Raw genomic sequence first — 14,403 nt, forward strand, 5'->3', positions numbered from 1 at the left:
GCGATGGACGGATACAACGGACCGCCAAGGGAGGACGAAGTGGAAGAACGGCGCGCCGCACCGGAGCGCGTGCGTTTGCGCGTGCCCGCGCCCAAGGTCCGGCCCGGCCAGGCCCCTGACTTCAGCCACCTCGATGTCGGAAAGGCGGGCGCGCTGCCCCGCCCGCCCCTGGACCTCGGGGCGCACGACGCGGGCGCTTACGCGGACGGCCTGATCCGGGTCCTGGACGACGAAGGCCGCGCGCATGGCGACTGGGCCGAAGGGATCGCGGCGGAGGACAAGCTCGCCGCCCTCGAAGCCATGGTCCGCACCCGCGCCTTCGACGCGCGCATGGTCCGCTCGCAGCGCCAGGGCAAGACGAGCTTCTACGTCCCCTGCCTGGGCGAAGAGGCGGTCGCCGTCGGCCAGTCGCTCGCGCTGCGGCCAGGCGACATGCACTTCCCGACCTACCGCCAGCAGGGGATCCTGTTTGCGAACGGATGCGACCCCTACGTCTGCATGAACCAGATCTACTCGAACGAAGAGGACCCGCTGCAAGGCAAGCAGCTGCCGATCCTCTACTCGTTCAAGGAGTACGGCTTCTTCACCGTCTCGGGGAACCTCGCGACCCAGTATCCGCAGGCCGTGGGCTGGGCGATGGCGAGCGCGGTCAAGGGCGGGGACGAGGTCGCGGCCGCCTGGATCGGCGACGGCGCGACGGCGGAGGGCGACTGGCACGCCGCCATGGTCTTCGCCTCGGTCTACAAGCCGCCGGTGATCCTCAACGTCGTCAACAATCAGTGGGCGATCAGCTCGTTCAGCGGCATCGCGGGCGGGCTCGAGACGACCTTCGCGCGCAGGGGCCTCGGCTACGGCATCCCGGCGCTGCGCGTGGACGGCAACGACCTCCTCGCGGTCCTCTCGGTCTCACGCTACGCGGCGGAGCGGGCGAGGGCGGGCTTCGGTCCCACCGTGATCGAGCACGTCACCTATCGCGCGGGCGCGCACTCGACCTCGGACGATCCGTCCAAGTACCGCCCCTCGGACGAGGCGGCCCACTGGCCGCTCGGCGATCCAATCCAGCGGTTGCGCCAGCACCTCATCGCGGAGGGGACGCTGAGCGAGGACGACGCGGACGCGATGGAGAAGGCCGCCGAGGCCGAGATGCGCGACGCCGAGGCGCGGGCGGAGGCGAACGGCCTCGTTCACGAGGGGCGCGGCGCCAAGGCAGGCTACATGTTCGAAGGCGTCTACGCGACGCCGCCCGGACGCCTCGACGAGCAGCGCAAGAAGGCGGGGTTCTGACGATGCAAGGGGCCAACACCCGCACCGCCAACATGATCGAGGCGCTGCGCGACGCGCATGACGTCGCGCTCGGCGAGGACGAGGACGTCGTCGTCTACGGACAGGACGTCGGCTACTTCGGCGGCGTCTTCCGCGTCACCGCGGGGCTTCAGGAGAAGCACGGCACCTCGCGCGTCTTCGACGCGCCGATCAACGAGTCCGGCATCGTCGCGACCGCGATCGGCATGGCCGCCTACGGCCTGAAACCCGTCGTCGAGATCCAGTTCGCCGACTACATCTTTCCGGCCTACGACCAGATCACGCAGGAAGCGGCGCGCATCCGCTACCGCTCGAACGGGCAGTTCACCTGCCCCATCGTGATCCGCACCCCGACGGGCGGCGGCATCTTCGGCGGACAGACACACAGCCAGTCGCCCGAAGCCATCTTCACCCACGTCTCAGGCATCAAGACGGTCATTCCGTCCACGCCCTACGACGCCAAGGGCATGCTGCTCGCCGCGATCGAGGACCCCGACCCCGTCATCTTCTTGGAGCCGAAGCGCCTCTACAACGGCCCCTTCGACGGCCACCACGACAAGCCGCTCGTTCCCTGGTCCAAGCACGAGGACGGACGCATTCCGGAAGGTCACTACACGGTCCCCTTGGGCAAGGCGGAGGTGCGGCGCGCGGGCGAGGCGGTCACCGTCCTTGCCTACGGCACCATGGTCTATATCTGCATGGCGGCGGCCGAGGAGGCGGGCATCGACGCGGAGGTCATCGACCTCAGGTCGCTCATCCCCCTCGACCTCGAGACCATCGAGGAGAGCGTGAAGAAGACCGGCCGCTGCGTCATCGTGCACGAAGCGACGCTCACGGGCGGCTTCGGCGGCGAGCTCGCGGCGCTCGTTCAGGAACGATGCTTCTACCACCTCGAAGCCCCTGTCCTGCGCGTCGCGGGCTGGGACACGCCTTATCCGCATGCGCAGGAGTGGGCGTACCTGCCGGGGCCGGACCGGGTGGGTCGGGCGCTTAGAGAGGTCACGTCGGCGTGACCTCCCGCCCCTGCCACCGCCTACACCGCGGGTCGCCGCGCGGCCCTTCGATACGCTTCCGGGAGAGCTTCCGTTCATGACCACCTACACCATCAAGCTCCCTGACGTCGGCGAGGGCGTCGCCGAGGCCGAGTTCGTCGAGCTTCACGTGGCGGTCGGCGACGCGGTCGAACCCGACCAGAACCTCGCCGACGTGATGACCGACAAGGCGACGGTCGAGATCCCGTCCCCCCGCGCGGGAAAGGTCGTCTGGATCGGCGCCGAGGTCGGCGAGATCGTCGCCGTCGGCACCGAGATCATCAAGATCGAGGTCGCAGGCGCCGCCGGCGAGCCGGCTGAGGGAACAACCCTCGATGAGGCGCCGCAGGAGGACGCCGAAGCGGAGGTCGCCGGGACGGCGAGGGAGCCCGCCGTCGCCGCCGTCATGGGCAAGGCGCTGGCGAGCCCGACCGTCCGTAGGCGGGCGAAGGGCCTCGGCGTCGACCTCGCAGGTGTCGAGGGTACGGGGCCGAAGGGCCGCGTCGTCCACGAGGACCTCGACCGCCACATCGCAGGCGGCTCGGTGAGAGCCGAAGCGCCCGCAAGGCCCGCCCCGCCTCCGCGCAAGCCCGCCCCGGCCCCCGCGCCCTCCGCGGACGGCGTCACCGAAATCCAGATCCGCGGCCTTCGCCGCAAGATCGCCGAGCGCATGGCCGAGTCCAAGCGCCGCATTCCGCACATCACCTACGTCGACGAGGTGGACGTCACCGCGCTGGAAGCCCTCCGTGCGCACATGAATACGCAAGCGAAGGGCACGGACAGGCCGAAGTTGACGCTGCTTCCCTACCTCATGCGCGCCATCGCGCTCGCGGCGCGCGACTTCCCGCAGGTCAACGCCCGCTACGACGACGAGGCGGGGATCCTGCGCCAGTCGTCCGCTCTCCACATCGGCATCGCGACGCAGACGGAGGGCGGCTTGATGGTCCCCGTCGTCAGGAACGCCGAAGCCAACGACCTGTGGCAGAACGCGGACGAAGTCGCGCGCCTCTCGGCCGCCGCCCGCGACGGCTCGGCCACCCGCGAGGCGCTTTCCGGCAGTACGATCACCATCACCTCGCTCGGGGCCCTGGGCGGCATCGTCACGACGCCGGTCATCAACCACCCCGAGGTCGCGATCATCGGCATCAACAAGATCCAGACCCTGCCCCGCTACGACGAGGCGGGTCGCGTCGTGCCCAGAAAGCTGATGAACCTCTCTTGCGGCTTCGACCACAGGATCGTCGACGGCTGGGACGCGGCGAGCTTCGTCGGCACCGTCAAAGCCTACCTGGAGCAGCCCGCGACGATGTTCGTCTGACGCTGCGCCGCCCCCTCGCGGGGCGGCGTCAACTTCGATAGGGCGGCCCGAACCAAAGGATCGCCCCATGACCGAACCTCTTCGCATCGGCCTTCTCGGCGCCGCCCGGATCACGCCGAAGGCGGTGGTCAAGCCCGCCATGGACAGGGACGACGTCGTCCTCAAGGCCGTCGCCGCGCGCGACGAGGAGAAGGCGCGCGCCTTCGCCGCCGCGCACGGCGTCGAGCGGCATACGACCTATGACGCGCTGATCGAGGCGGACGATGTCGACCTCGTCTACAACGCCCTGCCGGTCAGCGAGCACGCCCCGATGACGATCCGCGCGCTCGAGGCGGGAAAGCACGTCCTCTGCGAGAAGCCCTTCGCGATGAACCTCGCCGAGGCGGAGAGCGTGCTCGCCGCGGCGAAGGCGTCGGACCGCCGCGTCGTCGAGGCGTTCCACCACCGCTACCATCCCGCCTTCGAGACCTATCTGAGCTGGATCGCAGACGACCGCATCGGCCCGGTGAAGAAGGTCCGCTCGGTCTTCACCGTGCCCATTCCCGACAAGGACGGCGAGATCCGCTACCGGCCCGAACTCGGCGGCGGCGCCATGCGCGATCTCGGCTGCTACGCGCTCGCCTGGGCGATCGCCGTCTTCGGCGAGGCGCCGGAGCGGGTGACGGCGCGGGCGACGACCGCGCCCTCGGGCGTCGACGACGCCATGCGGGTCGAGCTCGTCTTCCCCTCGGGCGGCGAGGCGGAGCTGAACTGCGACATGCGCCCCGAGACCGTGCGCATGGCCGCCATCTTCGCCGAGGGCGAGCGTGGGCAGGCGGGCTTCGTCAACCCGGTCGCCCCGCATCAGGGCGCGGCGCTCTCCTGGCATGCACAGGGCGAGGCGGGCACGGCGCCGATCGCGGAGGGCACGACCTACGACCACCAGCTCGCCGCCCTCGTCGACGCCTTGCGCTCCGGCGCCCCGCTGCCGACGGAGGGCCAGGCGATCCTCGACCAGCAGCGCGCGCTCGATGCGGCCTACCAGTCCGCCGGGCTCGGCGCGCTCCTGAACGCCGGGGCAGCCTGACGCACCGTCCGAACCCGTCCTGCTCGTGTCGTGTCCGAAAGAGACACGACGCAGGAGACTCAGGTTTGAAACGCTTCCTACTTCCCGCCCTCGCACCCCTCGTCCTCGCGCTTCCAGCGGCGGCCCAAGACCTCTCCGTCTACAAGAACGAGGAGGCCTCATCGATGCTGCCCTTGGGCGAGGACGTCCGAGACACCTCGAACAAGGCGCTGCAGGACACGCTCTACGAGCTGATCGCGCTCAAGCACGACACCCACCAGGCGCACTGGAACGTCGAAGGGCCGCTCTTCTACTCGCTGCACGACCTGCTCGGCGAGACCTACCAGGGCCTCTCGCCACTGATCGACACGGTGGCCGAGCGCAAGCGCGCGCTCGGCGCGCCGGCGGACGGCCGCAACGGCGCGGTCGCGGACGGCGCGAACCTTCCCGTCATGGAGGGCGGCCCGATCCAGGACCATCAGGTCCTCGCCTTTCTGACGCAGGAGTACGGAACCGTGTCGCAGAGGGTCGAAGCCCGCATCGAGGCGACGAGCGACGATCCCACCACCCAGGACATCCTGATCGACGTCACGCGCGAGATCGAGAAGCGCCTCTGGATGCTGCGCGCCTTCCAGCAATAGGCGCGACCAATGCCGGGGGCGGCGCCACCGTCCCCGGTGTTCGCAACTTGTTCACATCCCCCTTGACGTGGCCTAGATAGAGGGCGGACGGAAGGTGGATGGCATGCACGACAGCCTCACGGTGGCGAACCGCTTCTTGGAGCTGGCCAGGAAGGACAGGCACGCCCTGACGCCGATGCAGCTTCTGAAGCTCGTCTACATCGCGCATGGCTGGAAGCTCGGCCTGACGGGCCGCGCCCTCATCCGCGACCCGGTCGAGGCGTGGCAGTACGGCCCCGTCATCCCCCGCCTCTACGATCGTCTGCGCACCTATAAGGGCGCGCCGGTGACGGACCTTCTGCCCGCCCCGGTCGGCGACGAGCTCGGCGAGGAGGAGATGCCGCTGCTCGAGGACGTCTACGAGCGCTACGGCCGGCTCGACGGCTTCGACCTCTCCAAGCTCACCCACGCGCCGGGCAGCCCCTGGTCGCAGGTCTATCACGACGGCGCCTTCGGCTCGGTGATCTCGAACGACCGCATCCAGGACTACTACGAAGCCCTCTCGCAGGCCGCGTGAGCGAGACGGGAGAGCCTCGCCCGCGCCCGATCGGCGACAGGGGACGCCAGACCGAGGGCGCCCTCGTCGCGGGCGACTCCTCGGACGCCGCGCGGCGGGAGCAGGACGTCTTCGACGAAGGCCGGACCGAGGCGGAGCTGAAGGACCAGGCGCTGCGCGGCGACGCCAAGCGGGACGAGCAGTTCAAGAGCTTCCTCGCCTGGGTCCGCCTCCTCGCGGTCGGCGTCGGGACGCTCCTCGTGGTGATCCTCGCCGTGATCTACGTCCTCCACCTCATCCTGCCCGAAGGGCAGCAATGGCTGTCGGACGATCAGTTCGACACGCTGAGCGGCCTCTTCACCGGCGTCATCGGCACGATCGTCATCGCGCAGGTACGAAAGGGCCTCGGCTCTTAAGAGCGCCGCAGCGCCGCGCCGTAGTCGCGGTTCGGCGCCGCGCTCAGGCCGAGCGCCTCGGCTGCGGCGAGGGCCGCTTCGAAGCCCTCCGCTTCGATCCCGACCGTACGCAGGACGTCGTCGCTCGCCTGTACGGCCGTGACCTCCGCCTCCGCATCGCCGAGCGCGAAGCGCCGCCGGTGCTTGCGGACGGACAGGACGAGAAGGTCCGGCAAGCTCTCCGCGTAGGCGCGCAGCGCCTTCGCGTCCGTCAGCGCGTGGGCGGGGGCATCGGGCAGCAGGGCGGCGACCGTCTCGGCGCCGAGAGGGAAGGGGGCGGAGGTCTCGGCGACCCACCGCTCGAAGCCGTCCCGGACCTCGAGCCTTCGTTTGACCTCGAACCGCTCGTCCGCGCGAATCTTCGGCAGGACCGCTTCGTCCGCTGTCAGAAGATAGGTGTCGGTGCGGTACTCCGCCCCGATCTCCTTTTCGCCTTGAAGGCGAAGCTCGGCGTCCCGCGCCGCCTCCCCCCAGACCCGGTACTCCCAACGCTCAGGGTTCATCGGAACGGCCTCAGAAAGACGACGGCGGCGCCGAGCCCGATCAGGGCGAAGCCTAGGACGTGGTTCGCCGTGATCGGCTGCTTCAGGTACAGCGCGGCGAAGCCCAAGAAGACGCATAGCGTCACGACCTCCTGGATCGTCTTCAGCTCCGCCGGCGAGTAGGCGGCGATGCCGATCCTGTTGGCGGGCACGGCGAGGCAGTACTCGACGAGCGCGATGCTCCAGCTCGCCAGGATCACGAGCAGGAGCGGGGCCCCCCGAAACTTCAGATGCCCGTACCAGGCCAGCGTCATGAAGACGTTGGAGCCGATCAGCATCAGGACGGGCAAGACTTTTGCGGTCATGCGGTCAGGCGGAACAGCTCCCGCCCGATCAGCATACGGCGGACCTCCGATGTGCCCGCCCCGATCTCGTAGAGCTTCGCGTCGCGCAGGAGGCGCCCCGTCGGGTACTCGTTGATGTAGCCGTTCCCGCCCAGAAGCTGGATCGCGTCGAGCGCCACCTGCGTCGCCTTCTCGGCGGCGTAGAGGATGCAGCCCGCCGCGTCCTGGCGCGTCGTCTCGCCCCGGTCGCAGGCCCCCGTCACCGCGTAGACGTAGGCCTTGCAGGCGTTCATCGTCGAGTACATGTCGGCGATCTTGCCCTGGACGAGCTGGAACTCGCCGATCGGGGTGCCGAACTGCTCGCGCTCGTGCACGTAAGGCAGCACCACGTCCATGCAGGCCTGCATGATCCCCAGGGGGCCGGCCGCGAGGACCGCCCTCTCGTAGTCGAGCCCGGACATCAGCACGCGGACGCCGTTGCCGACGCCGCCCATCACGGCGTCCTCCGGCACCTCGCAGTCCTCGAAGACGAGTTCGCAGGTGTTCGACCCCCGCATGCCGAGCTTGTCGAGCTTCTGCGCGGTGGAGAAGCCGGGCGTGCCCTTCTCGATCAGGAAGGCGGTGATGCCCTTCGCGCCCGCCTGCGGATCGGTCTTGGCGTAGACGACCAGCGTGTCGGCGTTGGGCCCGTTGGTGATCCACATCTTGTTGCCGTTGAGGACGTAGGCGCCGTCCTTCTTCTCGGCGCGAAGCTTCATCGAGACGACGTCGGATCCCGCCCAGGGCTCGGACATGGCGAGCGCGCCGACATGCTCGCCGGAGATCAGCTTGGGCAGGTACTTCGCCTTCTGCTCCTCCGAGCCGTTGAGGCTGATCTGGTTCACGCAGAGGTTCGAGTGCGCGCCGTAGGAGAGGCCGACGGACGCCGAGCCCCGGCTGATCTCTTCCATGACGACCGCGTGGGCGAGGTAGCCCATGGCCGCGCCGCCATACTCTTCGGGCGCGGTGATGCCGAGGAGGCCCATCTCTCCCATCTCGCCCCAGAGGTGCGCCGGGAACTCGTTCTCCTCGTCGACCTTCGCCGCGATCGGCGCGATGCGGTCCGCGACGAAGCGCTGGACCTGACTTCTGACCTCTTCGACCTCTTCAGGCAGACCGAAGCGTAAGCCTTGGAAGCTGTTCGTGCTCATGGGTCTTCCTCCGTCGATGTTTTGGGGACGGCTTAGGGCGAGAGGCCGCGGGGCCGCAACGCGCGGCGGCACGCTTGCGGCGCGTTAACCGAATCGAACTGGCGACTGGGGTAGGGGCGCCCTAACTGGCGAATTCTGCTGCGGCGCAACAAGCGAGGCGGTGCCGAATGTTCGATCCGCTGTCGCCTTCCCTGGCGTCCGTTCTCCGTACGGCTCAGCGCGGATGGACCGAGCCGTTCTCGCGCCTCCTCGGCCGGCAAGGGCGCGGCGAGGGCAGTTGGGCTGCCCACCGCTATCGCGGCGCCGGCGGCGCCCGCGACTACCGCCTCTACAGGCCGTCTTCGCTGCCGCGCCGCCCGGCCCTCCTCGTCATGCTTCACGGCTGTGCCCAGAACGCCGAGGACTTCGCGCGCGGCACCCGCGTGAACCCCCTCGCGGATCGGGCGGGCGTCCTCGTCCTCTACCCGGAACAGAGCCGGCTCGAGAACCCTCAGGGTTGCTGGAACTGGTTCCGCGGCGAGGGCGCGAGCGGCGAGGCGGCGCTCCTGGCGAGCCTCATCCGTGACGTCGCCGCGAAGGAGGGCGCCGACCCCCGCCGCATCTTCCTCGCGGGCCTCTCCGCCGGCGGCGCGATGGCCGCACGGCTCGCCGCCAGCTATCCCGAACTCGCAGCGGGCCTCTTCGTGCACTCGGGCGTGCCCTCGGGCGCCGCGGTCGGCGTGCGCGCCGCGATCGCGGCCATGCGGTCCGGTCCGAAAGACGCGCTGCCCGGGACGCCGCGCACCCCGACGCTCATCTTCCACGGCGATCAGGACACGACCGTCTCTCCCCGCAATGCGGAGGCGCTGGCGCGCCAGGCCGCGGGCGGCCCCCGCCTCGTCCTCAGCCGGGAGGCGAGGGGGGAGGCGAACGGCCGCCGCTACGTCCGCCGAACGACGCACCTCGCCCATGGCACGCCGCTGTGCGAGTCCTGGACCGTAGAGGGCCTCGGTCACGCCTGGTCCGGCGGCGACCCTTCGGGCAGCTACACGGATCCTGCGGGCCCCGACGCTTCGGAGGTCATGATGCGCTTCTTCCTGCGCCTTCCCGCGCGCGGCGCGAAAGTCCCCGCTTCGTCCGAAGTTTAACAGTCGGAAGGGGAACGCCGGGCCCCGGCCCTTCGTTCGGCTCCTGCTCCACGCAGACCCGGAACGAAGGTGCCCCCATGGCTCAGGACCCAGACCTCAAGCTCGACGACAGCGGCGCGAACCGTCAGACCACGCGCGACGGCTACGAGACGATGACCACCCAGCAGGGCATCCCCGTCGCCGACGACCAGAATCACCTGAAGGCCGGCGCCCCGGGGCCGATGCTGATGGACGACTTCCACTTCCGTGAGAAGATGTTCCACTTCGACCACGAGCGCATCCCCGAGCGCGTGGTCCACGCCCGCGGCTACGGCGCGCGCGGCGTCTTCGAGGCGACGGACGACCTGTCGGACGTGACCTCGGCGGGCCTGTTCCAGAAGGGCAAGAAGACGCCCGTCTTCACGCGCTTCTCGACCGTGGCGGGAAACAAGGGCTCGCCCGACGTCGCCCGCGACGTGCGCGGCTTCGCGGTCAAGTTCTATACGGACGAAGGCAATTGGGACCTCGTCGGGAACAACATTCCCGTCTTCTTCATCCAGGACGCGATCAAGTTCCCCGACCTCATCCACGCGGCGAAGCCCGAGCCCGACCGCGGCTTCCCGCAGGCGCAGACGGCGCACGACAACTTCTGGGACTTCGCCTCGCTCAGCCCCGAGACGATGCACATGATCATGTGGATCATGTCCGACCGGACGATCCCGCGGGGTTTCCGCTTCATGGAGGGCTTCGGCGTCCACACCTTCCGCCTCATCGACGCCGAGGGGAAGAGCACCTACGTCAAGTTCCACTGGAAGCCGAAGCTGGGGATGCAGTCGGTCGCCTGGAACGAGGCGGTGAAGCTCAACGGCGCCGACCCCGACTTCCATCGCCGCGACCTTTGGAACGCGATCGAGAAGGGCGACTACCCGCAATGGGACCTCGGCGTGCAGCTCTTCGATCAGGACTTCGCGGACAGCTTCCCCTTCGACGTCCTCGATGCGACGAAGCTCATCCCCGAGGAGGACGTGCCGGTTCGGATCGTCGGCACGATGACCCTCAACGAGAACGTCGACAACTTCTTCGCCGAGACCGAGCAGGTCGCCTTCTGTACACAGAACGTGGTGCCTGGCATCGGCTTTTCCGACGACCCCCTCCTGCAGGGGCGGAACTTCTCCTACCTCGACACCCAGCTCAAGCGCCTGGGCGGGCCCAACTTCACCCGCATCCCGGTGAACCAGCCGCGCTGCCCCGTGCACACCTTCCAGCAGGACGGGCACATGGCGATGAAGAACCCCATGGGCCGGGCGAACTACGAGCCGAACTCCTGGGGCACCGAGGCGGGCGGCCCGCGCGAGGACCCCGACCGGGGCTACAAGCACTACCCCGAGGAGGTGCGGGGCCCCAAGACCTTCCACCGCTCCGAGACCTTCGCCGACCACTACAGCCAGGCACGGCAGTTCTACGTCAGCCAGTCGGCCCCTGAGCAGAAGCACATGGCGGACGCCCTGACCTTCGAGCTCTCCAAGGTCGAGCACGGAAAGATCCGCTCGCGGGTCGTCAGCCACCTTCTCAACATCGACGAGACGCTGGCCAAGAAGGTCGCGAAGGGCCTGCGCCTGGAGCTGCCCGAGCCGGCGAGGCCCGCCCGTGCGCCGATCACCGACCTTGCGCCTTCGGACGCCCTCAGCATCGTCAAGATGAACAAGGGCACGTTTAAGGGCCGCAAGCTCGGCGTCCTGATGACGGACGGCGCCGACGCGGACACCTTCGCGGCGCTCAAATCCGCCGTGACGTCGGCGGGCGGCATGGTCGAGGTCGTAGCCCCCATGGTCGGCGGCGTGGAGCTGTCGGACGGAAGCATGGTGGAGGGCGACCAGAAGGTCGATGGCGGCCCTTCGGTCCTCTACGACGCGGTCGCGATCCTCGCCTCCGCGGAGGGCGGCCAGATGCTGATGAACGACGCGCCGAGCCGCGACTTCGTCGCCGACGCCTTCGCCCATGCGAAGTTCCTTGCCTATACGGACGGGGCCATGCCGCTCCTGAAGAAGGCGGGCGTCGCCGAGGCGCTCGACGAGGGCTGCTTCGAACTGGACGGGGGCGTGGACGGCTTCGTCGGCACGCTCGGCAAGCTTAGGCACTGGGACCGGGAGCCGAAGGTGGACCTCGACGGTTGAGAAACGGGCGCGGTCGGGGCAAGCCTTGAGCAAGCCCCGGCCCCGCGGGGCGCGGAGCCCTCGCTGCGTAGGGCGAGGGAGGCCTTTCGTGCCGGCGATCAAAACCGAACTGAACACCGCCTCCGAGGACTACAAGCGACGCCGCGCCAAGATGGACGCCCTCGTCGCGGAGCTGCGCGAGCGGGTCGGCACCGCGGCGCTCGGCGGCGGAGAAGAGCGTCAGGCCCGGCACAAGTCTCGCGGCAAGCTCCTCCCGCGCGAGCGGATCGAGGCGCTGCTCGACCCCGGCACGCCCTTCTTGGAGGTGGGGCAACTGGCGGGCTACGGGATGTACTCAGGGGACATCCACGCGGGCGGCATCGTCGCGGGCGTGGGCCGCGTCGCGGGACAGCTCTGCCTCGTCGCGGCGAACGACCCCACCGTGAAGGGCGGCTCCTACCATCCGATCACCGTGAAGAAGCACCTCCGCGCGCAGGAGATCGCGGCGGCGTGCAACCTGCCCTGCATCTACCTCGTCGAGTCGGGCGGCGCCTTCCTGCCGATGCAGTCGGAGGTCTTTCCGGACAAGGACGATTTCGGCCGCATCTTCTACAACCAGGCGAACATGTCCGCCGCCGGCATCCCGCAGATCTCGGTCGTCCACGGCTCCTGCACCGCCGGCGGCGCCTACGTGCCCGCCATGTCGGACGAGACCGTCATCGTGGAGGGCCAAGGGACGATCTTCCTCGCGGGGCCGCCGCTGGTGAAGGCCGCGACGGGCGAGGAGGTGACGGCGGAGGAGCTTGGCGGCGGTGACGTGCACACCCGCATCTCCGGCGTCTCGGACCACTTGGCCCGAGACGACGCCCACGCCCTCGCCATCGCGCGCGACGTCACGCGCAGCCTCAACCGGCAAGGCTGGGGCGACCAGGTCCTCAGGGCCGAGCCCCGCCCGCCGCTCTACCCGGCGGAGGAGCTTCGCGGCGTCCCCGTGCACGACCTCAAGCAGCCCTTCGACATCCGCGAGGTCATCGCGCGGATCACGGACGGTTCGGAGTTCTCCGAGTTCAAGGCCCGCTACGGCACCACCCTCGTCTGCGGCTTCGCCCACATCGAGGGCGTGCCCGTCGGCATCTTAGGCAATAACGGCGTCCTCTTCTCGGAGAGCGCGATGAAGGGCGCGCACTTCGTCGAGCTTTGCTGCCAGCGCCGCATCCCGATCCTCTTTCTGCAGAACATCACGGGCTTCATGGTCGGCAAGGGCGCCGAGCACGGCGGCATCGCCAAGCACGGCGCGAAGCTCGTCACCGCGGTCTCATGCGCGAAGGTGCCGAAGATCACCGTCATCGTCGGCGGCTCCTACGGCGCTGGGAACTACGGCATGTGCGGCAGGGCTTATGGGCCGAGGTTCCTTTTCATGTGGCCCAACGCCCGGATCTCGGTCATGGGCGGCGAGGCCGCCGCCAACGTCCTCGCCACCGTCAAGGAGATGGGCATGAAGAAGGGAGAGGCGTGGTCGGAGGAAGAGCGCGCCGCCTTCAAGGCGCCCATCGAGGCGAAGTACGCGGAGGAGGGCAGCCCCTACTACTCGACCGCCCGCCTCTGGGACGACGGCATCATCGCGCCCGAGGACACGCGGACCGTGGTCGCGCTCGCGCTCGAGGCGAGCCTCAACGCGAAGATCGAAGAGACGACCTTCGGCGTCTTCAGGATGTGAGGTCGCTGTCGATCGCGCGGCTCAAGGCCGGTTCAGGCCCATGGTCGCGGCCGGACCGTGAGGCAGGATCGCGGCAAGAGGCCGCAAGCCGACCGAAACGATGGGTCAGGAGTGCCCCCATCGCGACGGAGCGGGCGGTTCCGGTCCGAGGCGGGAAGGTTCAAGACGGCGCAAGACCGGACATCAAGGGGAGGCGAAAGTAATCCCGCCGCTGATGCCGATACGAGAAGCTCGATCGTCGGCCTAGGGAAGTTCGAGCCGCATCAGGATGTCGGTCTGGACATCGGCGCCGACGGTGAAGTCATGGGCACCGAACGGGACGAACCCCTTGCGTTCGTAGAAGGCGATGGCCTTCGGGTTGTTCTCCCAGACCCCGAGCCAGACTGCCTCCCGACCGGCGCGCCTGGCTTCCGCTAGCGCGAAGTCCAACAACGCCTTGCCGAACCCTTCGCCCTGCCGGTCCGCTTCGACGTAGATGCGTTCGATCTCGAGCGTGTCGCCCGGCAGCTGCTCGGTCTGCGCGTCGCCGACATTGACCTTGAGGTAGCCGACCGGCCCGTCCTCTGCCTCGAGGAAGTAGAAGGTCGAACCTGGGGTTGTCAGTTCCTTGCGCATCTTCTCGGCGCTGAAGGACCGCTCGACATAGGCCGTCATGTCCTCGGCCGTGTTCCCGCTCGCGAACGTCGCGATGAAGGTCCGCCGGCTCATCGTCGCAAGCGCTTCGGCTTCGCTGGGGTCGACGGTGCGAATGACAGGTTCTCGCATTCGTCAGGTGTTCGGCATCGAACGGGCGACCGTCAAGTCCGAAGGTCCGCTTCCGGTGACGCTCGCCCGGACTGGAAAAGCCGGTCCGGCGCGGGGCGGAACGGCGCCGGCGGCGGGTACCGGTCTCCGCCGCCCGACATCGAAACGACAGCGCTATTCGTTCCTTCGGGCGAAGACGCCGAACTTCGTTGAGGCGCTTATACTGCTGGCGAGGGTGTCTCTTTTACAACATCGACGCGAGACCTAATACCGTTCGAATGGATGTGAGGCCTCGGTTCGGCCGCTATCCTCGTCGGCTACCGGTTCGGCTTCGGCAGCT

14 protein-coding genes are annotated in these 14,403 nt (G+C 68.9%); 10 read left to right on the forward strand and 4 right to left on the reverse strand.

The window, feature by feature from the left end; translation table 11 throughout:
- The first annotated feature begins 3 nt into the window (after positions 1–3).
- From GGQ59_RS04220 to GGQ59_RS04250, 7 genes are all read left to right on the forward strand, one after another.
- Complete coding sequence (locus GGQ59_RS04220; RefSeq protein ID WP_183816103.1) at positions 4–1,284, forward strand: thiamine pyrophosphate-dependent enzyme; 1,281 nt, start codon at positions 4–6, stop codon at positions 1,282–1,284.
- A gap of 2 nt (positions 1,285–1,286) precedes the next feature.
- Positions 1,287–2,315: an alpha-ketoacid dehydrogenase subunit beta gene (locus GGQ59_RS04225; protein ID WP_281373716.1), complete on the forward strand. Its 1,029-nt coding sequence runs from the start codon at positions 1,287–1,289 to the stop codon at positions 2,313–2,315.
- Between the two features lie 76 nt (positions 2,316–2,391).
- Complete coding sequence (locus GGQ59_RS04230) at positions 2,392–3,651, forward strand: dihydrolipoamide acetyltransferase family protein (protein ID WP_183816105.1); 1,260 nt, start codon at positions 2,392–2,394, stop codon at positions 3,649–3,651.
- Positions 3,652–3,718: 67 nt separating this feature from the next.
- Positions 3,719–4,717: a Gfo/Idh/MocA family protein gene (locus GGQ59_RS04235; protein WP_183816107.1), complete on the forward strand. Its 999-nt coding sequence runs from the start codon at positions 3,719–3,721 to the stop codon at positions 4,715–4,717.
- A gap of 65 nt (positions 4,718–4,782) precedes the next feature.
- Positions 4,783–5,337 (forward strand): Dps family protein, encoded by a 555-nt coding sequence (locus GGQ59_RS04240; protein ID WP_183816109.1) that lies wholly within the window; start codon positions 4,783–4,785, stop codon positions 5,335–5,337.
- 103 nt (positions 5,338–5,440) lie between these two features.
- Positions 5,441–5,893, forward strand: a complete 453-nt coding sequence (locus GGQ59_RS04245; protein ID WP_183816111.1) for a Panacea domain-containing protein — start codon at positions 5,441–5,443, stop codon at positions 5,891–5,893.
- Complete coding sequence (locus GGQ59_RS04250; protein WP_183816113.1) at positions 5,890–6,288, forward strand: hypothetical protein; 399 nt, start codon at positions 5,890–5,892, stop codon at positions 6,286–6,288. Before GGQ59_RS04245 ends, GGQ59_RS04250 begins: the two co-directional genes overlap by 4 nt.
- Here GGQ59_RS04250 and GGQ59_RS04255 read toward each other — a convergent pair.
- The 3 genes from GGQ59_RS04255 to GGQ59_RS04265 are packed head-to-tail and all read right to left on the reverse strand — an operon-like array spanning position 6,285 to position 8,343.
- Positions 6,285–6,830 (reverse strand): hypothetical protein, encoded by a 546-nt coding sequence (locus GGQ59_RS04255; RefSeq protein ID WP_183816115.1) that lies wholly within the window; start codon positions 6,828–6,830, stop codon positions 6,285–6,287. The two genes, GGQ59_RS04250 and GGQ59_RS04255, sit on opposite strands and share 4 nt — an antisense overlap.
- A complete protein-coding gene (locus GGQ59_RS04260; RefSeq protein ID WP_183816117.1) occupies positions 6,827–7,174 on the reverse strand; it encodes a DMT family protein in 348 nt (115 codons plus the stop codon). The genes GGQ59_RS04255 and GGQ59_RS04260 overlap by 4 nt, the downstream gene beginning before the upstream one ends.
- A complete protein-coding gene (locus GGQ59_RS04265) occupies positions 7,171–8,343 on the reverse strand; it encodes an isovaleryl-CoA dehydrogenase (RefSeq protein ID WP_183816119.1) in 1,173 nt (390 codons plus the stop codon). Before GGQ59_RS04265 ends, GGQ59_RS04260 begins: the two co-directional genes overlap by 4 nt.
- 167 nt (positions 8,344–8,510) lie before the next feature.
- Here GGQ59_RS04265 and GGQ59_RS04270 point away from each other — a divergent pair, with 167 nt between their 5' ends.
- The 3 genes from GGQ59_RS04270 to GGQ59_RS04280 all read left to right on the forward strand — a co-directional run bounded on the left by GGQ59_RS04270 (position 8,511) and on the right by GGQ59_RS04280 (position 13,319).
- Complete coding sequence (locus GGQ59_RS04270) at positions 8,511–9,470, forward strand: extracellular catalytic domain type 1 short-chain-length polyhydroxyalkanoate depolymerase (RefSeq protein ID WP_183816121.1); 960 nt, start codon at positions 8,511–8,513, stop codon at positions 9,468–9,470.
- 77 nt (positions 9,471–9,547) lie between these two features.
- Positions 9,548–11,623: a catalase gene (locus GGQ59_RS04275; RefSeq protein ID WP_183816123.1), complete on the forward strand. Its 2,076-nt coding sequence runs from the start codon at positions 9,548–9,550 to the stop codon at positions 11,621–11,623.
- A gap of 88 nt (positions 11,624–11,711) precedes the next feature.
- A complete protein-coding gene (locus tag GGQ59_RS04280; protein ID WP_183816125.1) occupies positions 11,712–13,319 on the forward strand; it encodes a carboxyl transferase domain-containing protein in 1,608 nt (535 codons plus the stop codon).
- 243 nt (positions 13,320–13,562) lie between these two features.
- On the opposite strand, the gene GGQ59_RS04285 is transcribed toward GGQ59_RS04280, so the two are convergent.
- A complete protein-coding gene (locus GGQ59_RS04285) occupies positions 13,563–14,084 on the reverse strand; it encodes a GNAT family N-acetyltransferase (RefSeq protein ID WP_183816127.1) in 522 nt (173 codons plus the stop codon).
- Positions 14,085–14,403: the final 319 nt, after the last annotated feature.

Origin of the sequence: Parvularcula dongshanensis (genome assembly GCF_014199615.1) — a bacterium.
Taxonomy (GTDB): Bacteria; Pseudomonadota; Alphaproteobacteria; order Caulobacterales; family Parvularculaceae; genus Parvularcula; species Parvularcula dongshanensis.